The organism is Streptomyces sp. NPDC100445, assembly GCF_044759735.1.
GTDB lineage: Bacteria > Actinomycetota > Actinomycetes > Streptomycetales > Streptomycetaceae > Streptomyces.
Genome location: NZ_JBIVZV010000001.1, coordinates 1,062,239 through 1,084,319, shown reverse-complemented (window position 1 = coordinate 1,084,319; position 22,081 = coordinate 1,062,239). Strand labels below are relative to the sequence as shown.

The window sequence follows — 22,081 nt, the reverse complement described above, 5'->3', positions numbered from 1 at the left end:
TCACCGGACCACGCTCAACGACAGCGCGAACCGGCCCGGCCCGTCCGTCCACCAGTGGGTCAGCTCCAGCCCGGCGGCGGCCAGTTCGGCCGTCACCCCGTCCTTGCGGAACTTTGCCGACACCTCCGTGCGCAGCTCCTCGCCCGCGGCGAACTCCACGGCGAGGTCCAGCGCGGGCACCTTCACCGTCTGCGCGGTACGGGAACGCAGCCGCATCTCGATCCACTCGCGTTCGGCGTCCCACAGGGCCACGTGGTCGAAGGCGTCCGGATCGAAGTCGGCGCCCAGCTCCCGGTCGATGACGGCCAGCACGTTCTTGTTGAACGCGGCCGTCACCCCGGCCGCGTCGTCGTACGCCCGGACCAGCACCTCCTCGTCCTTGACCAGGTCGGTGCCGAGCAGCAGCCCGTCACCCGGGGCGAGCAGGGTCCGCACGGAGGCGAGGAACGCGGCACGTTCGGCCGGCAGCAGGTTGCCGACCGTGCCGCCGAGGAAGGCCACCAGGCGTGGCCCGGGCGTGACCGGCAGGGTGAGCGGCGCGGTGAAGTCGGCGATCAGCGCGTGGACGTCGAGGTCCGGGCGTTCCCCGGCCAGCGCCCGCCCCGCCTGGCTGAGGGCGCTCTCGCTGACGTCCACCGGGACGTACGCCGACAGGGGGAGCGCCTCGATGAGGTAACGGGTCTTCTCCGAGGAACCCGACCCCAGCTCGACCAGTGTCCGGGCACCGCTCGCGGCGGCGATCTCCCCCGACCGGGCCACGAGGATCTCCCGCTCGGCGCGGGTCGGGTAGTACTCGGGCAGTTCGGTGATCCGCTCGAACAGCTCGCTGCCCCGGGCGTCGTAGAACCACTTGGGCGGCAGTCGCTTGGGCGTGGAGGTCAGTCCGTGCAGGACGTCGGCGCGCAGCGCGGCGCCCGTGGTGTCCTCGGGAAGGGTGCGGGTGATGTGCAGGGGGCTCAACGGCAGTGCTCCTTCGATGGTTCGGACGCCGGATCCTCCAGCGGGGCGAGCAGCACACCGGCGCGGCTCGCGGTCAGCACGGTCCGGTCGGGCACCTCCCGCCAGAGCGGGTCGTCGTCGTACGGCTCGGACGCGACGACCGCGCTGCGGCCGGGCTCCACGCGGTACCAGAGCGAGTCGCCCCAGGTGGTCGCGGTGATCGTCGCGCCGTCCGTGAGCAGCAGGTTCAGGCGGGAGGCGGGGGCCGCCTCGGCGAGGGCGCGCACGCTGTCGCCGAGGGCCCGGGCGGGCTCGTCGCCCGCCCGCAGCCGGTGCAGCACCAGCGCCCAGACGAACGCCGAGTCGGTACGGGCCTGGAGTGACAGCAGTTCGACCGGGGGAAGCGTGGACACCAGTGGCGCCGCCGCGTCCGGCCAGCCGGCGATCGCGCCGTTGTGGCTGAACAGCCACCGGCCGGCCGCGAACGGCGCCGCCGCGGCCTCGGCGTCCGCGCCCGCCAGCGTCGCGTCCCGGACCGCCGCGAGCACGGCACCGGAGCGCACCACGCGTGCCAGGTCGGCGAAGGACAGGTCCGCCCAGATCGGCCCGGCCCGCCGGTAGCGCGCCGGCTCGGGGTCCCCGGGGGCGTACCACCCCACGCCGAACCCGTCGGCGTTGACCGTGCCGTACCGTTGCCGCCGCGGCGCCCAGGACTGACGCAGCAGGCTGTGCGCGGGCTCGGTCAGCACCCGGCCGAGCGGCTCCTGGGGTCCCAGGTAGGCGAGGTGACGGCACATCAGACGGTCTCCGAGCGCGCGGTGCGGAACCCGGAGAAGATCTGCCGCCGGACCGGGAGGTCCCAGTTGCGGAAGGTGCCCCGGCAGGCCACCGGGTCCACGGCGAACGAACCACCGCGCAGCACCTTGTGGCCGGAGCCGAAGAACACCAGCGAGTACTCGTCGTACGGGAACGCCCGGAAGCCCGGGTACGGCAGGAAGTCGCTGGCCGTCCACTCCCACACGTCACCGATCAACTGCCGCACCCCGAGCGGCGACTCACCGGCCGGGTAGCTGCCGGCGGGGGCGGGACCTAGATGGCGCTGGCCGAGGTTGGCGTGCTCGGGCGCGGGGTCGACGTCACCCCACGGGTAGCGCGTCGAACGGCCGGTGGCGGGGTCGAAGCGGGCCGCCTTCTCCCACTCCGTCTCGGTCGGCAGCCGCCGTCCGGCCCAGCGGGCGTAAGCGTCGGCCTCGTACCAGCACACGTGCAGCACCGGCTCGTCCGGCGGGACCACTTCCGTCACCCCGAACCTGCGCCGCAGCCACTGGCCGCCGTCCCGCCGCCAGAACAGCGGGGCGGTGATGCCGTGCTCCCTGACGTGCGCCCAGCCCTCCGGCGACCACCAGCGTTCGGTGTCGTAGCCGCCGTCCTCGACGAACGCCCGGTACGCGCCGTTCGTCACCGGTGTCGTGTCGATCCAGAACGGCGCCACCTCCCGGGTGTGCGCCGGGCGTTCGTTGTCGAGGGCCCAGGGCTCGGTGGAGGTGCCCATGGTGAACGGGCCGCCGGGCACCAGCACTTCGGCCGGTCCGGTGAACGGCGGGGCCGGCTCCGGGTCCGGGGCGGTCAGGACCCGCGGTCCCCGCCGCAGCTGATGGGTGATCAGCATGGTCTCGTCGTGCTGCTGTTCGTGCTGCGCGACCATCCCGAAGGCGAAACCCGCCTCGGTCAGCCGGGAGCCGTGGAAGTCCGCCCCCTCCAGCAGGTCCAGCGCCCGGCCGCGTACGTCGGCCGCGTACCGGCGGGCCTCGGCGGGCGGCAGCAGCGGCAGCGAGGGGCGCTCCGCGCGCGGATGCTCGAAGGCGTCGTACAGGGAGTCGATGTCCGGACGCATCGCCTCCCGGCCGCCGACGGCCCGCAGCAGCCACAGCTCCTCCTGGTTGCCGATGTGCGCCAGGTCCCACACCAGCGGTGACATCAGCGGGGAGTGCTGCGCGGTGAGGTCCGGGCCGTCGACGCACGTCGTCAGCAGGGTGGTGCGTTCGCGGGCCGCGGTCAGGGAGGCCAGGGCCCGCTTCCGCAGTGCCTCGCTGTCCGTCTCGGCGGTCGTGATGTCGGTCTCCGGGGCGGTCATGCGCGGATGTCCTTCCTCCCGTGCGCGGTGGCCGGGCCGGCCCCCGATCGGGGCGGGCCGGCGGGCAGCCGGTCCAGCAGGTCGTCGGCCGGGCACCGGCCGCGGGCGACGTAGCGGTCCCGGTAGGCGGCCACGGCCCCGATGATCCGGGCGGTGGCCCCGAGCCGGGGCAGCGCCTCCAGGGCGGCCTCGAAACAGACGGCGGCGGCGTCGCGCAGCTCCGGGTCGGCGAGCCCCCGCCGGGCCGCGTCGACCCACAGCGGGTTGTGCGGGGCCGGCCGGTTCAGGGTCCGTTCGGTGAGCGGCTTGACGGTCCGGTACGCGGTCTCCGCGGCCTGCGGGTCGTCGAACAGCGCCGCCGTCACCGCCAGCGGCACCGTCCAGCCGTCCTCCCCGGGCTGCGCGTCGATCATCCGCAGTTCCAGGTGGCCGCGGGGCCGGACCGGCGGGAACAGCGTGGTCAGGTGGTAGTCGAGGTCCGCCCGGGTGGGCGGCCGGGGTGACCGCGAGCGGGTCCACTCCCGGAAGGTCAGATCCTCGGGCACCTCCCACGGCCCGCTGTCCCGGCGGACGCACATCACCGGGGAGTCCAGCACGTGCCGGGCCCAGGCGGTCCGCGGCCGGGCGTCCAGCGGGGGAGCGCCGGCCCGGCCGGCACCGATCTCCGTCCACACCAGCTGCCGGGTGGACATCCAGCCGGTGGGCCGCTCCCCGGCCAGCGGGGAGTTGGCGAACGCGGCGACCAGTACCGGGCCCAGCTGGTGCGCGAGCCACCAGCGCCGGATGTGGCCCAGCGGGCCGGGCTCCTCGAACCCGGCGTCCACGCAGACCTGCACGGAGGCCGACGCGCACATCATCCGCCGGCCCGCCGGACCGGTGCGGTCCAGGCATGCCTCCATGGCGTCGTAGCGCGGCTCGCGCAGGAACCTGCGGGGCTGGTGCCAGGGTTCGTGGCCGATGCCTGCGAGCGCGAGACCGTCCTCGGCCAGCACGGCCCGGACGGCGTCCAGGTCGGCGGCGACGGTGTCGACGCACTCCATCAGGGAGGCGGCGGGCAGCGAGCTCAGTTCGAGCTGGCCGCCGGGTTCGACGGTGAGTGCCGATCGAAGGGGTACGGCCCGCAGGGCGGCGTAGGCCGCTTCGAGCCGTTCGGATGTGACGGGGAGCTGTGGCCGCTCCCGTTCGTGGACGAGCCACTCCAGCTCGACCCCGAGCGCGCGGGGTGGTCCGGTCTTGAAGCAGATGCCCCTGACCAGGGCCTCCACCTCGGCTTCGGTGACGGCGGTACGGGGCTCCGTACAATCACCACCGTCGTTCCTGGATTCGGACATGTCGGGATCCTCCTGAGATTCCACCATGTCACCGGCCCTGGTCCGCCGTGGGGGCGGGGCCGGTACTCGTTCCACCCAAGACCCTCGAACCGATTCGCACAAGGGCGCCCGGAGGGACGTTCCGGATCGGTCACTTCCGTTTCCGTGCGTGATCGGGGAGCGTTCCCCGGGCGGGAAAACTCCGTTGCACCGCTCACCAGCATCACCCAAGATGCGTGCGTGAGCACGACGGGGGAGACCCCGCAGGCGGCGGTCGCGGCACCCACGGGGGTGGCGCCGGGGGTGCACGCCTGCGCGGGTCCGCCCGGGCGCGAGCCGGCGGGGCGTCGGTCAGGTCCAGCCGTAGCGCTCGTGCAACCGTCGCCTGACCAGGTCGAACCGTGCCCGGTCCAGCGCACACGCCTCGCGGCGCATGCCCTGCTCGTGGAGCCGCAGCACACGGTCCACGGCCACCCAGGAGTCCCGGCCCGACCGGTCCCACGGCCCGTCGCCGATCGGCACCCACTCCCGGTCGCCGTCGTGCCGCTTGCTGGACAGCCGGACGGCGAGCAGGGTGCCCGCCGCCTCCCGGGCCACGACCAGTACCGGGCGGTCCTTGCCCCGGCCGTCGTTCTCCTCGTACGGCACCCAGGTCCACACGATCTCCCCGGGGTCCGGGTCGCCGTCGTGGGCCGGCGAGTACTCGGTGCGCACCCGGCCGACCTCGCGCGGGTCCGCCGGAGTGGTCGCGTGGGGGCCGTACCGGCCCGGGACGTTCTCTTCGGTGGACACACTCACGCGGGCACCCTGGTCGCCCACTCCGTGCCGCCCGTGAGCGCCCCTCACCACCGGGTCAGCGCGGTGCGGCGTCCGTGCCCGGAGCCGGCGCGCCGCCGATCCACATGCCGGGGCGGCGACGGTGCACGGTCAGGTAGGTGAGGCCGTCCGTGCCCGCGGCGACGCCGCGCGGGGCGCCGTGCGGCAGCCAGACGAGGGCACCCCCGGTGAGCGGCTCCTGCCCGGCCGAGGGGCCCTTGTCGAGCACGCCGTCACCGGCGACGACCAGGAGCAGCACGTCCAGCTGCGCCTCGGTGTGGACGGTGATCCGTGCGCCGGGAGCGAGGCGGACGACGTTGGCGTCGAGCTGGCGGCCGCTCTCGGCCAGCTTCCACAGCGCGCCCGCCGGCACCGGAGGCGCCTCGGCCAGCGCGCGGGTGTCGCACAGGACGCGTGGTTCCGCCGGCGGGCGGCCGCCCGGTGCGGTGTCCGTCGCGGACGGCGGCATACGGAGTTCCCCTCGGCTCGGTCGTTCCTCGACCCGCTGGGGGTCCGGGCCAGCCTACAATTAATACAGGTAGGGTTCGTGAAAAAGCGGCGGCAGGCGGGGAGAGGTGTCCGGGCGTGACCACGCGGCAGAGCCCACGGCGCCGGCAGGTCCTGGACGTGCTGCGCGCCGCGCCGACGCCGCTGGGCGTCGCCGAGACGGCGGAGCGGCTGGGCCTGCATCCCAACACCGTCCGCTTCCACCTGGACGCTCTGGTGACCGACGGCCTGGTCGAGCGCCGTACGGAGCCGCCCGTGGGGCCGGGCCGGCCCCGTACCGTCCACACCGCGCGCCCCGGCATGGACCGGGGCGGTCCCCGCGACTACCGGCTCCTCGCGGGCGTCCTGCTCGCCCGGTGGGCCGCCGCCGGCCCGGCCGGGGCGCGGGCGGAGGCACGGGAGACGGGGCGTGCCTGGGGCCGCTCCCTGGTGGGCCCGGCGCCGCAGGATCCGCCGCCACGGAGGTCGCTGCCGCAGGACCCGCCGTCGCAGGGCGCGCTGCCGCACTCGCCGCCGGGGGAGCGTGGGTCGGCCGGGGATGCGGTGGCCCGGCTGCTCGCCCTGCTGGACGAACTGGGCTTCGCGCCGCGGCCGGACGGCGACACCGGGGCCGGTCACCCGGTCCGGCGCATCCGCCTGCGGCACTGCCCCTTCCTGGAACTGGCCGAGGAGCACGGGGATTTGGTCTGCTCCCTGCATCTGGGGCTGATGCAGGGCGCGTTGGCGGAGCTGGACGCGCCGCTGACGGTCACCGTACTGGAACCGTTCGCCGCACCGGATTCCTGCGTGGCCCACCTGGCCCCGGTCCCGTCCGGACCCCCCACCCCCGACGGAGAAAGGCTCCTCACCGGATGAACGCCACGTCCGCCGCCACCGCGAGCGCGGTCACCTTCGTGTGGCTCGGCATGGTGCTGGCGATCTCCTTCCTGGAGGCGCCGCTGAAGTTCCGCGCCCCGGGCGTGACGATCCCCGTAGGCCTCGGCATAGGCCGCCTGGTGTTCCGCGCGCTCAACGCCGTCGAGGCGGTCCTCGCGGTCGTCGTGCTGGCCGCGGTCGCCGCCGGGGACGCGCCCGTCGCGGTCGTCGTGCCGGCGGTGGCGGTGGGCGTGCTCCTCCTCGTCCAGCTGGCCGTCGTACGGCCCCGTCTGAACCGCAGGTCCGACCGGGTGCTCGCCGGGGAGGAACTGCCCCGCTCGCGCGGTCACCTGTGGTACGTGGCCCTGGAGGTCCTGAAGGCGGCGGCCCTGCTCGTCCTGGGAATCACCCTGCTCACGGTGTGACCCCGCGGCCGGGCCCCTGAGGCGGGCCCCGGCCGCGCGGGCCACCGCCGGGTCAGCCCTCCCGTTCCACGGGCACCTTCTGCGACACCACACCGTTGTGCGGGGCCGGCGCCCCGGCGGCCGGCTGTCCGCCGTCGCCCGTCGAGGCGAGCAGCTTCCTGGCGAGCCCGAGGCCCGTACCGCCCATGGTGAGAGCCTTGGCGAACAACTCGCCCATGCCCTCGGCCCCGTTGAGCAGGACCATGTTGTCCACGTTGCCGAACGCGGACGCGCCCGCCTGGACGATCTCCGGCCACCTCTCGGCGAGTTGCTGGGCGACGACCGCCTCCTGGTTCTCCGCGAGGGCGGCCGCCCGGGCCTTGATGGCCTCCGCCTCCGCCAGGCCCTGGGCCCGGGTCGCCTCAGCGTCCGCCAGGCCCTTGGCCTGCGCGGCGGCGGCCTCGGCCTCACCGGTGGCCCGGGTGGTGGCGGCGCTCGCCGCACCGCGGGTCTTGATCGACTCGGCCTCGGCCGCCGCGGCGGCCTTCACCCGGGTCGCCTCGGCCGCCGCCGCCAGCTCGGTCTCCTTCGCCTTGGCCTGGGCCGCCGAGATGCGCGCGTCCCGGTCTGCCTCGGCGAGGGTCCGCTTCTCGTACGCCGTGGCGTCCGCCGGTTTGCGGACGTCCGCCTGAAGCTGCTGTTCGCGCCGGTTCGCCTCCAGTTCGGCGACCCGCGTCTCCTGGACGACGACCTCCTGCCGGGCCGCCGCCGCGGCGAGCGGCCCCGCCTGGTGGGCCTTGGCCGCCGCCTTGTCCCGCTCGGCCTGGTAACCGGCCTGGAGGATCTCGCTGTCGCGGGTGGCCTCCGCCATCCGCGCCATCGACTGCTGCTCGGCCTCGGTGGCGAGCCGGTTCGCCTCGGCCTGCGCGATGCGCGCGTCCCGCTGCACCGCCGCCGCGTGCGGCATCGCCAGGTTCTGGATGTACCCGGTCGGGTCCTCGATCTCGTGGATCTGCAACGAGTCCACGATCAGACCGAGCTTCTCCATCTCCGTACCGCAGGCCGCCCGGGTCTGCCCGGTCAGCTTCTCCCTGTCCCGGATCATGTCCTCGACCGTCAGCCCGCCCACGATGGAACGCAGGTGACCGGCGAAGACGTTGTGCACCCGCTCCGCCATCAGCTTCTGCTGGTCCAGGAAACGGCGGGCCGCGTTCGCGATGGACACGAAGTCGTCACCCACCTTGAAGATGACCACGCCCCGCACCTTCAGCGGGATGCCCTGGTGGGTCACGCAGTCCACGTGCAACTCGGTCTCGTTGAGGTCGAGCGAGAGCTTGCGCACCGCCTGCACCCCGGGCACCACCATCGTGCCGCGCCCGGTGACGATGCGGAAGCCCATGCCCGCCTCGACCCCCTCGGTACGGTGCGTCGACCCGGAGATGACGAGCGCCTCGTTGGGTTCGGCGACCCGCCACATCATCTTGAACACACCGATCAGGACGAGGACGGCTGCCACGACCGCCCCCGCAACGACGCCGACCATCATCGGCACACGCCCCCCTCTGCATGGTGCCCCTCCGGCACCGGTGAAGGGAGTGTGCGCCCGCGCCGGCCGCGCGAGAAGACGCCGGCCGAACCTTGTCACCATCTTGACGCCCGGACCTTCGTCCGGGGGCCGAACAGGCTCAACCGCCGTACGCCGCCGTGACGTAGACGGTCCGCGGCGGCAGGTACTCCACCACCATCACCACCGTGCCCGGCGTGAGCCGGCCCGTGCCGTCGGCCGGGTGGGCGAGGAAGTGTTCCGCTCCGCCGCGCACCCGCACGATCACCTCGCCGACCAGACCGGGCCCGACCGTCCCCGTCACCCGACCCATCAACCCGACCATCGACGCGTCGCCCATGCCTCCCAGCGTACGGGCGCCGTCGTCACCCGGTCGGCCGGTCCGCCCCGGTCCGTCGCGGCGGCCACCGCTCGTGCCAGCGCAGCTCCGCCTCCAACTGGGCGGCCAGTGACACCAGGAGGGGTTCGCCGTGCGCCGGGCCGAGCAACTGGGCACCCACCGGCAGGCCGGGCCCCACGAAACCGGCGGGCACGTTCAAGCCCGGCCAGCCCAGCACGTTCCACGGCCACGCGTAGGGGCAGGCGGCGATCACCGCGCGCTCGGTGGCCGGCCCGCCGAGCCCCGCCAGGGCGCCGATCCGGGGCGGGGGAGCGGCGGTCGTGGGCGCGAGCACCACGTCGTACGACCTGAGGAACGCGCCGATCCGCCGATGCAGCACGGCCTCGGCGCGCCGGGCCGCCCGCAGCGGCGCCCCGGCGAGCAGCCGCCCGAGCCGGGCGGTCTCCCGGGTGCGCGGGTCGAGCAGTGCGGGATCGGGGACCTCGCGGGCCCGCTCGGCGATCCCGGCGGTGGCCCGCGGCAGGAAGGCCAGCCCGATCTGCCCGTACGGCGGATCGGCCTCCTCGACCTCGTGCCCCAACGCGGTCAGCCTCTCGGCGAGTTCCACCATCCGGGCACGGATCCGCGGGTCCAGCCGGGCCGGTACGGCGGTGAAGGGGGGCTTCAGGGCGAGGGCGATGCGCAGCCGGCCGGGGTCCCGGCCGGCCCAGTCCGCCACGGTCAGCGGGGGTGGCCGGTGCGGGTCCCGGTCGTGGTTGCCGCTCGCCGCGTCCAGCAGCAGGGCCGCGTCGGCGACCGTCCGGGCGAGCGTGCCGTTGACCGTGATGCCGTGGAAGGACTCCCCGCGCGGCCAGGTCGAGATGCGGCCGCGCTGCGGCTTGATGCCGATGAGGTGGGTCCAGGCGGCCGGGATGCGCACCGACCCCGCGCCGTCGGAGCCGAGCGCGGCCGGGACGAGCCCGGCGGCCACCGCGGCGGCCGAACCGCCGGAGGAGCCGCCGGGGGTGTGTCCGGGGTGCCACGGGTTGCGGGTCACGCCGAACGCCGGGCCCTCGGTGAACGGCCACTGCCCCAGCTCGCACGTGTTGGTCTTGCCGACGACGACCGCGCCGGCCGCGCGCAGCCGCCGTACCGCCTCGCTGTCCGCCGCCGCCGGCGGGAACTCGCCCCGGCAGCCGAACGCGGTCGGCTCACCGGCCACGTCCATGTCGTCCTTCACCGCCACCGGTACGCCGAGCAGCGGGCGCCGCACCCCGGCCGCCAGCTCCCGGTCGGCGGCGTCCGCCTCGGCGAGGGCGGCCTCGGCGCGCACGATCCGGAAGGCGTTCAGCGACGGCTGCGCGGCCTCGATCCGGGCGAGGGTCCGCTCCACCAGCGCGCGGCAGGACACCTCCCCGTCGGCGAGGGCGCGTCGGGTGTCCGCGAGACCCGCGGCGCGGTCGGGCGTCATGGGGGCACCTCCGCAAGGCTCCGGGCACGCTGTCTACCGCACGGTAACGTCGGAGCGGGGGCCGGCGCGGGGATTTCGCGCCGGAGTCGCGCGCGGCAAGCCCCGTGGCCCACGGCCACCACCCGGGCGGCCCGGAATTCGGCACGGGGGCCGCCATCGGGATACTTGAACGCTACAGTTTCCCCTGTGGGCCACGTCACAGCCGCGACGGGCGTGCTGGTGAGGGCCCCTGTTCACGCGTAACCGCAGCAGTCTGGGGGGATTGAGCATGCGTGAGATGGTGAAGGGTGCCAACGCGACACTGCCTGAGCTCAGTGATCATGTCGCGTCGGTGATCGTCAGCCTCCGCTGGGCCAGCCCGAGCGGCGAGGGCGACGCGGACGTGTCGGTCCTGCTGCTGGGCCCGGACGGCAGGGTCCGCGGCGACACGGACTTCTACTTCTACAACCACCCGGTCGCCGCCGACGGAAGCGTGCAGCTGCTGGGCAAGATCTCGGCGGAGCGCGGCGACGAGGACCGGATCGGGTTCGACCTGACGGCCGTGCCGGACGACGTCCACCGGATGCTGGTGACGGCCAGCCGCTACGAGGGCGCCTCCTTCGGCGAGTTGGAGGACCTCACGCTGACGCTGTCCGACGCGACCGGTGAGGGTCTGCTCCGGTTCGCCGTCGAGGACGCGGCATCGGTGAGCGCGCTCATCTTCGGCGAGCTGTACCGCCGCGACGGGACCTGGAAGTTCCGCGCCGTCGGGCAGGGGTACGCCGACGGACTGGCCGCCCTGGCCAAGGACTTCGGCGTCGACATCGACGACGACGTGGCGCTGGAGTCCGTCCTCGACGACCCGTCCGGCGCCCCCGTCCCGGCGGCGGACGGGGGTGCCGGCACACCGGACGGCGGGGCGGCGCTGCCCGCCGTACCCTCGCCGCGCCGCTCCGAGGAGGTGGCCCGGGCGCCCAGGGCGACGGCGCGGCCCCGCACGGCCAAGCGGAAGATCACGCTGCCCCGGGCGGCCGGGCCGTCGCTCGCCGGGCACGATTCCTGGCGCGAGGCCAGGCTGTTCCCCGTCTCCGCGCTCAAGAGCGACCGGGACCGGGAGACCCGGGCCACCTCCGTCCTGCTGTCGGTGATGGCCCAGGTACCCGAGTTCGGCAGGAGGCTCATGGCGGCGTTCGGCGCGCCGGCCGGCCGCATGGAGACGTTCGCGGAGGTCTCCCTGCCGCACGGCGACACACCGCGGCGCCCGGACGGCGTCGTCCGCGTGGAGCGGGCGGGCAAGCTGTGGACCGCCCTGGTCGAGACGAAGACCAACGGCAACGCGCTGAAGGCCGAGCAGGTGCAGGCGTACATGGACATCGCCGCCCGCCGGGGTTACGAGGCGGTGATCACCCTGTCGAACGACGTCGCCCTGGAGGGGACCCCGCTCGTCGACGTCAAGGTGGACGGCCGGCGCAAGCACAAGGTGGCCCTGTGGCACCTGTCCTGGGCGGAGGTCGCCTACCAGGCGCAGGTGCTGATCCGCCACGAGGGCGTCGGCAACGCCGCGCACGCCTGGCTGCTCCAGGAACTGCTGCACTACCTCCAGCACGAGAACTCCGGCTGCCACGGCTTCCAGAACATGGGCCCCGCCTGGGTCCCGGTCCGCAACGGCATCGACGACGAGACCCTGTGCCAGGGCGACCCGAGGACGCTGGAAGTGGTGGAGAGCTGGGAGCGGCTCATCCGCCAGGTGTCCCTGGGGCTCGGCGGCGAACTCGGCCGCAAGGTGCTCCCGGTGCAGCGGGGCAGACGCGGCGGCGACCCCCGGGAACGACGGCAGGCGCAGGCCGACCGGCTCTGCCTGGAGGGGCGGCTCCAGGCCGAACTCCGCATCGACGGGGCGCCGGGTGTGCTCTCCGTCGCCGCCGACCTGCGCACCGGGAAGCTGCGCGTCGCGACCGACCTGCCCGCGCCCGAGCAGGGCTACCCCCTCACCTGGGTGAAACGGCTCGTCCGGCGGCTGGCGGAGGCGCCGGCCGACCTGCACGTGGAGACCCTCGTCGACGGTGACACCGCGGGCCCGCGGGGCACACTGGAGCGGCTGCGGCCCGAACCGGCGGACCTCCTGCCCCGGACCGCCGGTGCCCGCATCACCGGTTTCCGCCTGTCGCTGTTCAAGGGCATGGGCAGCGGCCGGGGCAGTGCCGAGACCGGCTTCATCCGCAGCGTCGACCAGGCCGTCCAGCACTTCCTCGGCACGGTGCTGGTGCACCTCGACCACACGCCGGCGCGCCGGACGGCCGGCCGGGAGGCGGTGGCGTCCGGCTGAGCCCCCCGGCGAGCGGTCCCGGTGGGACGCCGGTTCAGGCCGCCAGCTGGCGTCGCAGCCAGTCGATCCGGGCGGTACGGGCCGCCCGCGACAGGGCCGCTTCCGGGGCCAGGGCGTCGAAGCCGTGGCAGCCGCCCGGCCAGACGTGGAGTTCGGCCTCCCCGCCGGCCCGCCAGATGCCGGACGCGTAGGCGACGACCTCGTCCCGGAAGGTCTCCGCCGAGCCCACGTCGAGGAAGGCCGGCGGGAGCCCGGACAGGTCGGTGGCGCGGGCGGGCGCGGCGTACGGGGAGACGTCCGGGCCGCCGCACCGGTCGCCCAGCAGCGCCGTCCAGGCGGTGTCGTTGGCGGTGCGGTCCCAGACGCCGAGGCCCGCCATCTGGCGGCTGGACGCAGTGTCGTTGCGGTCGTCCAGCATCGGGCCCATCAGCAGCTGGCCGAGCGGGCGCGGGCCTCCCCGGTCCCGGGTGAGCAGGGCGAGCGCCGCGGTCAGGCCGCCGCCCGCGCTGGCGCCCGCGACGACGATCCGGTCCGGGTCGCCGCCGAGCTCCGCCGCGTGCCGCGCGGTCCACACCAGCCCGGCGTACGTGTCCTCGACCGGGGCGGGGTGCGGGTGTTCGGGCGCGAGCCGGTACTCCACCGACACGACCACCGCGCCGAGTTCCTCCGCCCACGCCAGGGCTTCGGTCACCCCGGCCCGGTTGTTGCCGGCGACCAGGCCGCCGCCGTGCATGTGGTAGATCACCGGCAGGGCCGTCGTGGCGGGCGCCGACGCGGGGCGGCACACGAGCAGGGAGACGTCCGGGGCGCCCGCGGGGCCGGGCGCCGTGCGGTCCTCCGTCTCGAAGGCGCCGTCCAGGGTGGGGTCGACCAGTTCGGCGGCCGCGCCCTGCCGGGCGCCGTCGAGGTCGTCCAGGGTGAACCCGGGCGACAGCACCTCCCGGTACCGCTCCAGCACGGCGGCGAGTTCCGGGTCGAACGGCGGCGGAACCAGGGGCATGCCTTCTCCTCCCGTGAGACGTCCGGCGTACGCGGTCACGACCCGCCTACCCCGCCGTGGCCGGCTCACCTGCGCCACCTGCCGCCGGCCGGGCCCGCCGGACAGTGCGGACGGCGGGGACGGCGCAGACGGCGGAGGCGATGGGGACGGCGAAGGGCCGGAGCCGCGTGCCGGCTCCGGCCCTTCGGGCGGGTCGTGCGGTCAGGCCGCGGCGACCTCGCCGACGTTGCTGTGCAGCCGGGCCACGACCTCGGTCAGCTGGGCGGCGACCTCGGCGTCGTCGGCCGGGTGGGTGGCGGCGAAGCGGGTCAGCGAGCCCGGGATGGAGAGCTTGATGTCCTCGATCACCTTGCCGCCGGCGATGCCCACGGCCTTGCGGGTGTCGTCCTGTGCCCACACGCCGCCGTACTGGCCGAAGGCGGTGCCCACCACGGCGGCGGGCTTGCCGCCGAAGGCACCGGCGCCGTAGGGGCGGGACAGCCAGTCGATGGCGTTCTTCAGCACGGCGGGGATGGTGCCGTTGTACTCGGGGGAGAAGAACAGGAACGCGTCGGCGGACCCGGCGGCCTCGCGGAGCTTCGCGGCGGCGGCGGGCACGTCGCCCTCGACGTCGATGTCCTCGTTGTAGAACGGGACGTCGGCCAGGCCCTCGAACAGCTCGACCTCCACGCCCTCGGGCGCGAGCTTGGCGGCCGCCTCGGCGAGCTGGCGGTTGTGCGAACCGGCGCGCAGGCTGCCGACGAGCGCGAGGATGCGGACGGACATGAGAACTCCAAGAGGCTGAAACGTCGCGGGCAGGATCCGGACCGAGGTCCGTTTATGTTTCTATCACTCGAAACGGACCGCGGTCCAGTTTTCTTCCCGATGCTTTACGCTGTCTTCATGTCCCGCGCGCTGCCGTCCCTCCCGAGCTCCGAGGAGCCCCTCGGCGAACCCCGGCTGCTGGAGGTCGGCACCGCGTCCGACGAACCGTGCCTGCGCGCGGACGCCGCCCGCAACCGGGCCCGGCTCCTGGAGGCCGCCGCCCGGCTGATCGCCGAACACGGCGTCGCCGGGGTCACGATGGAGGCGGTCGCCGCCGCGGCCCAGGTCGGCAAGGGCACCGTCTTCCGGCGCTTCGGCGACCGCACCGGACTGCTCATGGCCCTGCTCGACCACTCCGCCCGGCAGCTCCAGGCCGACTTCGTGGCCGGCCCCCCGCCGCTCGGCCCCGGCGCGCCGCCCTTGGAGCGGCTGCGGGCCTTCGGCGTTGCCGTGCTCCACCGCTCGGCCGAGCAACTCGACCTCCAGCTCGCCGCCCAGCCCGAACCGGCCCGCCGGTACGCCCACCCCGCGGCCGAGGCACTGCGCCTGCACGTCACGATGCTGCTCCGGCAGATCGTGCCGGACGGCGACTGCGACCTGCTCGCCCAGACGCTGATGGCCTCGCTGGACCCGGCGCTGATCCACCACCTGACCCGGGGGTGCGGCATGCCCCTGGAACGCCTGGAGACCGGCTGGACGGACCTGGTCGCCCGGGTGACCCGCACCGGGGCGCCCCGTTAGTTCCCGCCCCCGAATCTCGTCCGCGCGGCGTGCGTACGGGCGCCGAACTCGTCCAACGGTGGACCACCTCGACCCGGCCGATCCCGGCGTCCGGGCCTCTGCCAGGATGCGGTCTGTCATGGTGCAGATACCGAACACGCCCACGAGTGCCGATGTGGCCCGCCTGGCAGGCGTCTCCCGCGCGACCGTCTCCTACGTCCTCAACAACACCGGCGCGGTGCGCATCAGCGAGCCGACGCGCCGACGCGTGCGCGACGCCGCCCGCGAACTGGGGTACGTGCCGCACGCCGCCGCCCGCAGCCTGCGCGCCGGCCACAGCCGCATGGTCCTCATGCCCGCCCCGGCCGTCCCCGCCGGACCCCTCTACAGCGCGTTCCTCAACGAACTCCAGTGGGCGCTCGGCCGCCTGGACTACACCGTCGTGCAGTACGGCAGTGTCGGCCTGGAGGGCGACGAGGCGGCCCGCGCCTGGGCGGAACTGCGGCCCGTCGCCGTCCTGGTGCCGGGCACCGGCCTCGGCCCGCGGGGTGTCGCGGTCCTCAAGCGGTCCGGGGCCCGGGCCGTCGTCACCCTCGGTCCCGTGCGCGTCGAGGGCGCGCACGCCCTGCTGATGGACCACGACGCCGTCGGTCACTGCGCCGCCACCCACCTGTACGCGCGCGGCCGGCGCCGGATCGGTGTGGTCGTGCCCGCGGAGGCCGGGCTGGAGGCGTACTCGCGGCCCCGGCTCGCCGGCGTCCGCCAGGCACTGAGCGGCACCGACGCGACCGTGACGGAGCTGCCGCTCGCCCACACCGAGGAGGCCGCCGCCGAAGTCGCCGCCCGCTGGCCGGAGTCGGCCCTGGACGCGGTGTTCGCCTACAACGACGAGTACGCGATGCTCCTGATGCGCGCCCTGATGGACGAGGGCGTACGCATCCCCGAGGACGTCGCCGTGATCGGGGCCGACGACCTGATGCTGGGCCGGCTGCTGCGCCCGCGGCTCAGCACGGTCCACATCGAGCTGCCCTCGGGCCGCGACCTCGCCGGGCTGGTCGACCGCGCCGTGCGCGACCCCGGCGGCGCGCCCGAGGCGCACACCGTGCTGGGGGCCTCGGTGGTGCGGCGCGAGTCGACCTGACCCGGCGCCGAGGCCCCGCGCTCGTTACTTCTGCGTCTCGCCCTGCTGGGCGGCGATGCTCTTGCGGACCTCGTCCATGTCGAGGCCGCGGGCCTGCCCGATGAGATCCGTCAGGACGGGGGCGGGCAGGGCGCCCGGCTGGGAGAAGACCGCCACCTGGTCGCGGACGATCATCAGCGTCGGGATCGACTGGATGTCGAAGGCGGCGGCCAGTTCCGGCTGCGCCTCGGTGTCCACCTTGCCGAACACCAGATCGGGATTGTCCGCCGCCGCCTTCTCGTAGACGGGCGCGAACTGCCGGCACGGGGGGCACCAGGGCGCCCAGAAATCGATGAGGACGAACGCGTTCTCGCTCATCGTCTGGTCGAAGTTCTCCTTGGTCAGCTCCACGGTGCTGCTCATGGCGTTATTCCCTCTTCCTGGTGTAGGGGTGTGCCGACGGCGGAAACACGGCCGCCGGTCCGCCTATTCCACGCGCGCACGCCCGTGTTCCGCGCGCGTACCCCTGTGGCCACCGCGCACACCACCCACCAGACTGACCCCATGACGGAAACGGAATCCATCGCTTACGACGTCGTGGTGCTCGGTGGCGGCCCCGTGGGCGAGAACGTCGCCGACCGCACCCGCGCGGCCGGTCTCACCACCGCGGTCGTGGAGAGCGAACTGCTCGGCGGCGAATGCTCGTACTGGGCGTGCATGCCCAGCAAGGCCCTGCTCAGGCCGGTCATCGCCCAGGCAGACGCCCGGCGCCTGCCCGGGCTCCGCCAGGCCGTGCGGGGTCCGCTCGACTCCCCGGCGGTGCTGGCCCACCGGGACGAGTACGCCTCCCACTGGAAGGACGACGGCCAGGTCGCCTGGCTGGAGGGGACGGGCGCCGACCTCTACCGCGGTCACGGCCGCCTGGCCGGCCCCCGTACCGTCGCCGTCACCGCACCCGACGGCACGGTCACCACCCTCACCGCCCGGCACGCCGTGGCGGTCTGCACCGGCACCCGCGCCCAGCTGCCCGACCTGCCGGGTCTGGCCGAGGTCGGCCCGTGGACCAGCCGCGAGGCCACCAGCGCCCCGGCGGCACCCGGCCGGCTGATCGTGGTCGGCGGTGGTGTCGTCGCCGCCGAGATGGCCACCGCCTGGCAGGCCCTCGGCTCCCGGGTCACCCTGCTGGTCCGGGGCAAGGGGCTGCTGCCCCGGATGGAGCCGTTCGCCGGCGAGCTGGTCGCCGAGGCGCTCACCGAGGCCGGCGTCGACATCCGCACCGGCACCTCCGTCGAGTCCGTCACCCGGGAGAACGGCACGGTCGTGGCCGTCACCTCCGCGGGCGACCGCGTCGAGGCCGACGAGATCCTCTTCGCCACCGGCCGCCTCCCGCGCACCGACGACCTCGGCCTGGACAGCGTCGGCCTGGAACCGGGCTCCTGGCTGGACGTCGACGACAGCCTGCGGGTCACCGGCACCGACTGGCTGTACGCCGTCGGGGACGTCAACCACCGTGCCCTCCTCACCCACCAGGGCAAGTACCAGGCGCGCGTCGCCGGTGCCGCCATCACCGCCCGCGCCGCCGGCAGCCCCCTGCTGGACGAACCCTGGGGGGCGCACGCCGCCACCGCCGACCACGACGCCGTGCCCCAGGTCGTCTTCACCGACCCCGAGGCCGCCGCGGTCGGCCTCTCCCTCGCCGAGGCGGAACAGGCCGGCCACCGCGTCCGCGCCGTCGACGTCGCGTTCTCCTCCGTCGCCGGGGCGGGCCTGTACGGCGACGGCTACCAGGGCCGCGCCCGGATGGTCGTGGACCTGGAGGACGAGATTCTGCGCGGGGTCACCTTCGTCGGCCCCGGCGTCGGCGAACTCATCCACTCGGCCACCGTCGCGGTCGCCGGTCGGGTCCCGCTGGGCCGGCTGTGGCACGCGGTCCCGTCCTACCCGACGCTGAGCGAGGTGTGGCTGCGGCTCCTGGAGGCCTACCGGGACAACTGACCGGACCCCGGGCCCCGTGCCCCCCGTCCCGCCGGGACCGGAGCCCGCCGGCCCGTGAGTCCCGCGTGGTCCGGACGGGAGTCCTCAGGGCAGCCGGAAGCCGAGGGCCTCGGCCGCGGCCTCCGGCGACGGCTGCGCCCACAGGGCCGCCACCGCCTCGTCGGTCGACAGGGACCGCGGTTCGGCGCGGTCCAGGTACAGCGTGCCGTCGAGGTGGTCCGTCTCGTGCTGCACGATGCGGGCGGGCCAGCCGGTGAACACCTCGTCCAGGGCGCGGCCCCGTTCGTCCTCGCCGCGCAGCCGCACCTCGGCGTGCCGGGCCACCACGGCCTGCCAGCCCGGCACGCTGAGGCAGCCCTCGAAGAACGCGGCCCGGGCGTCGCCGGCCGGCTCGTACACCGGGTTGACCAGCACCCGGAAGGGCTGCGGGACCCGGCACCGGACCACGGCGACCTCCTCGGGCACCGGCGCCGGGTCCTCGATCACCGCGATCCGCAGCGGGACGCCGACCTGCGGCGCGGCCAGTCCCACGCCGGGTGCCGCGTGCATGGTGACCCGCAGCGCCTCGACGAACCGGGCGAGCAGGGCGGGCCCGAGCTGGCCGTCGTACGGCTCGGTGCCGCGCCGCAGCACCGGCCTTCCGGCGGCGACGAGGGGCAGGGGGCCGCCGGCGGCGAGGAGTTCCTCGACCCGTTCGGCGAGCGGCGCGTGTTCACGGGGGAGTGCCATCGCGTCAGGATGCCATGCCCGCGCACCGCTGCTCGTGGCCGACCGCGTCGGCCGGTCCGGCGGCCCGGCCGCGTCCGGACGCGGGCCGCCGGGCTCCGCCGGCCGCCCGCGTCCGGTCGCCTCACGGCCGCGGCAGGTCGCCCGCGAGCGCCGAGGCGATCCGCAGGTGCCGGTCCGCCTCCTCGTGCCGGGCCTGCCGCTGGAGGGTGCGGCCGAGCATCAGCCGGGCGTAGTGCTCGACCGGGTCCCGCTCCACGACGGCGCGCAACTCCGCTTCCGCGCGCCGCAGCTGGGCCGAGTGGTAGTAGGCGCGGGCCAGCAGCAGCCGGGGGCCGGTCTGCTCCGGCGCCTCCTCGACCAGCCGGGCCAGCACCCGGGCCGCGCCCGCGTAGTCCTTGGCGGCGAAGAACCGCCCGGCGCGCTCCCAGCGTTCGGCGGCGGTGCCGTGGTCGTAGTACGTGGTCTCCACTTGCGTCTCCATTCCGGCCTCCCTCTCGCGGCCACAACGGAGCACAGTTGTTGAATATTCCACTACGTCGGCCGGGTGGCCGGCCGGCCGGAACGCGGCCGGGGCAGCACACGGCGACCGGGGCGCCAGGTGGCGACGAGAGCCGCCGCCAGCAGCAGCTCGGCGATGTCCCCGCCGTAGTACATGATCATCGCGCCGCCCTGGACCTCGGGAACGGGAGCGTCGATGTCCACCCAGAAGCCGCCGTACATCAGCTGCGCGACGACCGCGTGCACGGCGATGGCGCACCCCAGGTACACCAGCCGGGTACGCACACCGGGCCGGGCCGGCGCCGGGTCCGGACCCGCCACGGCGTACGCGAACAGGCAGCCCGACAGCAGGAAGTGGGCGTGCAGCAGCCAGTGCCCGGCCGGATGGGCCATGGCGGTGCCGTAGAGCGGGGTGAAGTACAGGACCACGAGGCTGCCGGTGGACAGCAGCAGCCCGGTCGCCGGGTGCGCGAGCACACGGGCCGGGCCGCTGTGCAGCAGCGCGGTGAGCCGGCGGGCCCGCGGTGCCGGCAGCGCCCGCAGCAGCAGCGTGACCGGCGCGCCGAGCACCAGGGCGAGCGGCGCGTACATGCCGATGAGCATGTGCTGGGCCATGTGGCCGCGGAAGTCACGGTGGGCCAGGCCGGCGACGGGCGGCAGCAGCGCCGCCGCCAGCAGCACCAGGCCGGTGCCGAAGGCGGCGGTGCGCCAGGGGTTCCAGCCCCGTACCGGATTGCGGCGGCGCGCCCGGCGCACCAGCAGCAGGTACCCGCCCGCGCACACCAGCAGGGCCAGGGCGGGCAGCAGGACCGCCGACGGGCCGCCGGACCCGTGGTGGTGGACGCCGGGATGCGTGTGCATGGTGCCGTGGTCCATCAGAGGGCGCGGTCCGCTCGGCCGGCGCGCGGGGCGGCCGGGTCGACGGAGCGCCCGCCGCGCCGGAGGAGCCAGCCACCGGCCAGCAGGATCGCGCCGAGGAGCAGGAAGCCCATGTCCCACCAGACCTGGTACGGGCCGCCGTGGACGTGGTGGATGCCGAGGATCTGGTGGTCCAGCAGGCCCTCGACCAGGTTGAACAGACCCCAGCCGGCCAGGACCCAGCCCCACAGCACCCGCGACGTCCACACCTGGCGCCGGCCGGTGGTCACCCGGGAGTACAGGACGGCGAGGCCGCCGAGGACGGCGAGCCAGCACACGGTGTGGAAGACGCCGTCCCACACCGTGTTCATCCGCAGCCCGGAGACGGTGTTCGGGTCGTAGTACCGGACCCCGATGTGGTCGTGGTCGGTGCTGGTCAGCATGTGGTGCCATTGCAGCAACTGGTGCAGCAGGATGCCGTCGACGAATCCGCCGAGCCCCACCCCCAGCAGTGTCCCCGGCAGTTGAAGACTCGGTGCCGCGGTCTCGGTCCCGCTCGCGCGCACGGTGGTCGCCATCGCTCCTCGTCTCGGTCGGTCCATCGGGTCGTTCCTCGGTGGGGCCGCTTCCCCGTATCCGCGGCCCCACCGACAGCTACCAGTTCACCGGCCCCGGCGCTGCGGCACGCTCGGCCATCCGCGGACGCGGGCGCGCCGGTGGCCGGGACCGCACGCTCTCGGGGGGTGTCGCGCTCCGTCAGTCCGTCCGCCCGGCGAAGAAGTCGCCCAGCGCGGACGCGAGCGCCTCGGGTGCCTGCTCGGCCATGTGGTGCCCGGAGTCGATGCCGTGGCCGCGCACGTCCACCGCCCACCGCCGCCAGATCCGCAGCGGATCGCCGTGCAGTTCCTCCAGGTCGTCCCGGAGGGACCACAGCACCAGCGCGGGGCACCGCAGGAGGTTCCCGGCGGCGCGGTCGGCCTCCTCGTGCCGCAGGTCGACCGTCAGCCCGGCCCGGTAGTCCTCCAGCATGGCCCGCACCACCTCCGGCTTCCTGGTGGCCGCCCGCCACTCGTCGTGGTTCTCCCGCCCCATGACGTCCGGGTCGCCGCGGTACCAGCTGTCCGGATCGGCGTTGATGACCCGTTCCGGGACGTCCGGCTGGGCGAAGAAGAACCAGTGCCACCACTGCGTGGCGAACGCGGTCGTCAGCGGCGACAGGTGCTCGCTGATCGGAAGGCAGTCCAGCAGCGCCACCCGGGAGACGGCGCCGGGGTGGTCGAGCGTCAGCCGCAGCGCCACGGCACCACCGCGGTCGTGTCCGGCGACCGCGAACCGTTCGTGGCCGAGCGCGCGCATCACCTGCACCACGTCACCCGCGACGGCCCGCTTGGAGTACCCGGTGTGGTCGGCCGTGGGCGCCGGGCCCCGCGAGCGGCCGTAGCCGCGCAGGTCGGGACAGACCACGGTGAAGCCGTCGCGCACCAGCGCCGGGGCGACCCGGTGCCAGGTCGCGGACGTCCGCGGATGACCGTGCAGCAGCACCACGGGCGGACCCTCGCCGCCGTGCCGTACGAAGACCGACGCGCCGTCCGTCCGTACCGTGCTGACCTCGAAACCCTCGAACACCGGCCACCCCTTCCGCTCTCGCCGTCCCTCGGCCGCGCAACCGTCCCGGCCGTTTCCGGGGCTGTTCCGCCCGCCAGGGGTACCCGCCCGCCGACGGGAACAACCCG

The 22,081-nt window shown here is 74.8% G+C and carries 23 protein-coding genes; 6 read left to right on the top strand and 17 right to left on the bottom strand.

What is annotated here, in order from left to right; all coding sequences use genetic code 11:
- From egtD to ACIQVT_RS04685, 6 genes are all read right to left on the bottom strand, one after another.
- A complete protein-coding gene (egtD, locus tag ACIQVT_RS04710; RefSeq protein ID WP_403747418.1) occupies window positions 1–960 on the bottom strand; it encodes an L-histidine N(alpha)-methyltransferase in 960 nt (319 codons plus the stop codon).
- Entirely contained in the window at window positions 957–1,736 is a 780-nt protein-coding gene (gene egtC / locus ACIQVT_RS04705; protein WP_403747415.1) for an ergothioneine biosynthesis protein EgtC, read from the bottom strand. Before egtC ends, egtD begins: the two co-directional genes overlap by 4 nt.
- A complete protein-coding gene (egtB, locus tag ACIQVT_RS04700; protein ID WP_403747412.1) occupies window positions 1,736–3,073 on the bottom strand; it encodes an ergothioneine biosynthesis protein EgtB in 1,338 nt (445 codons plus the stop codon). Before egtB ends, egtC begins: the two co-directional genes overlap by 1 nt.
- Window positions 3,070–4,404 carry an ergothioneine biosynthesis glutamate--cysteine ligase EgtA gene (gene egtA / locus ACIQVT_RS04695; RefSeq protein WP_403747409.1) on the bottom strand — a complete coding sequence of 445 codons (1,335 nt, stop codon included), beginning with the start codon at window positions 4,402–4,404 and terminating at the stop codon, window positions 3,070–3,072. The genes egtB and egtA overlap by 4 nt, the downstream gene beginning before the upstream one ends.
- A gap of 330 nt (window positions 4,405–4,734) precedes the next feature.
- Complete coding sequence (locus ACIQVT_RS04690; protein WP_403747406.1) at window positions 4,735–5,181, bottom strand: type II toxin-antitoxin system PemK/MazF family toxin; 447 nt, start codon at window positions 5,179–5,181, stop codon at window positions 4,735–4,737.
- Window positions 5,182–5,236: 55 nt separating this feature from the next.
- A complete protein-coding gene (locus ACIQVT_RS04685; RefSeq protein ID WP_403747403.1) occupies window positions 5,237–5,668 on the bottom strand; it encodes a cupin domain-containing protein in 432 nt (143 codons plus the stop codon).
- 116 nt (window positions 5,669–5,784) lie between these two features.
- On the opposite strand from ACIQVT_RS04685, the gene ACIQVT_RS04680 reads away from it, so the two are divergent.
- The gene (locus tag ACIQVT_RS04680; RefSeq protein ID WP_403747400.1) at window positions 5,785–6,561 is read left to right on the top strand and encodes a helix-turn-helix transcriptional regulator; all 777 of its coding nucleotides are present in this window, start codon (window positions 5,785–5,787) and stop codon (window positions 6,559–6,561) included.
- Window positions 6,558–6,986 carry a hypothetical protein gene (locus tag ACIQVT_RS04675; protein WP_403747397.1) on the top strand — a complete coding sequence of 143 codons (429 nt, stop codon included), beginning with the start codon at window positions 6,558–6,560 and terminating at the stop codon, window positions 6,984–6,986. The genes ACIQVT_RS04680 and ACIQVT_RS04675 overlap by 4 nt, the downstream gene beginning before the upstream one ends.
- 52 nt (window positions 6,987–7,038) lie before the next feature.
- Here the strand turns inward: ACIQVT_RS04675 and ACIQVT_RS04670 are convergent, their stop codons facing one another.
- The 3 genes from ACIQVT_RS04670 to ACIQVT_RS04660 form a co-directional block, all read right to left on the bottom strand.
- The gene (locus ACIQVT_RS04670) at window positions 7,039–8,511 is read right to left on the bottom strand and encodes an SPFH domain-containing protein (RefSeq protein ID WP_403747932.1); all 1,473 of its coding nucleotides are present in this window, start codon (window positions 8,509–8,511) and stop codon (window positions 7,039–7,041) included.
- 139 nt (window positions 8,512–8,650) lie between these two features.
- Window positions 8,651–8,869, bottom strand: a complete 219-nt coding sequence (locus ACIQVT_RS04665) for a hypothetical protein (protein WP_361993241.1) — start codon at window positions 8,867–8,869, stop codon at window positions 8,651–8,653.
- Window positions 8,870–8,894: 25 nt separating this feature from the next.
- Window positions 8,895–10,319, bottom strand: a complete 1,425-nt coding sequence (locus tag ACIQVT_RS04660; RefSeq protein WP_403747393.1) for an amidase — start codon at window positions 10,317–10,319, stop codon at window positions 8,895–8,897.
- 268 nt (window positions 10,320–10,587) lie between these two features.
- Here ACIQVT_RS04660 and ACIQVT_RS04655 point away from each other — a divergent pair, with 268 nt between their 5' ends.
- On the top strand, window positions 10,588–12,624 hold the full coding sequence (locus ACIQVT_RS04655; protein WP_403747390.1) for a TerD family protein: 2,037 nt from the start codon (window positions 10,588–10,590) through the stop codon (window positions 12,622–12,624).
- Window positions 12,625–12,658: 34 nt separating this feature from the next.
- Here the strand turns inward: ACIQVT_RS04655 and ACIQVT_RS04650 are convergent, their stop codons facing one another.
- Window positions 12,659–13,624, bottom strand: coding sequence for an alpha/beta hydrolase (locus ACIQVT_RS04650; protein WP_403747388.1), 966 nt, complete (start codon window positions 13,622–13,624; stop codon window positions 12,659–12,661).
- Window positions 13,625–13,825: 201 nt separating this feature from the next.
- Complete coding sequence (locus tag ACIQVT_RS04645; protein ID WP_403747383.1) at window positions 13,826–14,389, bottom strand: NAD(P)H-dependent oxidoreductase; 564 nt, start codon at window positions 14,387–14,389, stop codon at window positions 13,826–13,828.
- A 99-nt stretch (window positions 14,390–14,488) separates the two neighbouring features.
- On the opposite strand from ACIQVT_RS04645, the gene ACIQVT_RS04640 reads away from it, so the two are divergent.
- Together ACIQVT_RS04640 and ACIQVT_RS04635 are read left to right on the top strand one after the other, a co-directional pair.
- Window positions 14,489–15,169, top strand: a complete 681-nt coding sequence (locus ACIQVT_RS04640; protein WP_403747381.1) for a TetR/AcrR family transcriptional regulator — start codon at window positions 14,489–14,491, stop codon at window positions 15,167–15,169.
- Between the two features lie 118 nt (window positions 15,170–15,287).
- On the top strand, window positions 15,288–16,289 hold the full coding sequence (locus ACIQVT_RS04635; RefSeq protein ID WP_403747379.1) for a LacI family DNA-binding transcriptional regulator: 1,002 nt from the start codon (window positions 15,288–15,290) through the stop codon (window positions 16,287–16,289).
- A gap of 24 nt (window positions 16,290–16,313) precedes the next feature.
- On the opposite strand, the gene ACIQVT_RS04630 is transcribed toward ACIQVT_RS04635, so the two are convergent.
- Complete coding sequence (locus tag ACIQVT_RS04630) at window positions 16,314–16,691, bottom strand: thioredoxin family protein (RefSeq protein ID WP_403747378.1); 378 nt, start codon at window positions 16,689–16,691, stop codon at window positions 16,314–16,316.
- 141 nt (window positions 16,692–16,832) lie between these two features.
- Here ACIQVT_RS04630 and ACIQVT_RS04625 point away from each other — a divergent pair, with 141 nt between their 5' ends.
- Window positions 16,833–18,263, top strand: coding sequence for a dihydrolipoyl dehydrogenase family protein (locus ACIQVT_RS04625; RefSeq protein WP_403747376.1), 1,431 nt, complete (start codon window positions 16,833–16,835; stop codon window positions 18,261–18,263).
- 84 nt (window positions 18,264–18,347) lie between these two features.
- Here ACIQVT_RS04625 and ACIQVT_RS04620 read toward each other — a convergent pair whose 3' ends face one another.
- From ACIQVT_RS04620 to ACIQVT_RS04600, 5 genes are all read right to left on the bottom strand, one after another.
- Window positions 18,348–18,992, bottom strand: a complete 645-nt coding sequence (locus tag ACIQVT_RS04620; protein WP_403747374.1) for a peptide deformylase — start codon at window positions 18,990–18,992, stop codon at window positions 18,348–18,350.
- A 121-nt stretch (window positions 18,993–19,113) separates the two neighbouring features.
- Complete coding sequence (locus ACIQVT_RS04615) at window positions 19,114–19,461, bottom strand: tetratricopeptide repeat protein (RefSeq protein ID WP_403747929.1); 348 nt, start codon at window positions 19,459–19,461, stop codon at window positions 19,114–19,116.
- Window positions 19,462–19,523: 62 nt separating this feature from the next.
- Complete coding sequence (locus ACIQVT_RS04610) at window positions 19,524–20,366, bottom strand: cytochrome c oxidase assembly protein (protein ID WP_403747372.1); 843 nt, start codon at window positions 20,364–20,366, stop codon at window positions 19,524–19,526.
- Window positions 20,366–20,926, bottom strand: a complete 561-nt coding sequence (locus ACIQVT_RS04605; RefSeq protein ID WP_403747369.1) for a DUF2243 domain-containing protein — start codon at window positions 20,924–20,926, stop codon at window positions 20,366–20,368. The genes ACIQVT_RS04610 and ACIQVT_RS04605 overlap by 1 nt, the downstream gene beginning before the upstream one ends.
- Window positions 20,927–21,104: 178 nt before the next feature.
- Entirely contained in the window at window positions 21,105–21,974 is an 870-nt protein-coding gene (locus tag ACIQVT_RS04600; RefSeq protein ID WP_403747367.1) for an alpha/beta fold hydrolase, read from the bottom strand.
- Window positions 21,975–22,081: the final 107 nt, after the last annotated feature.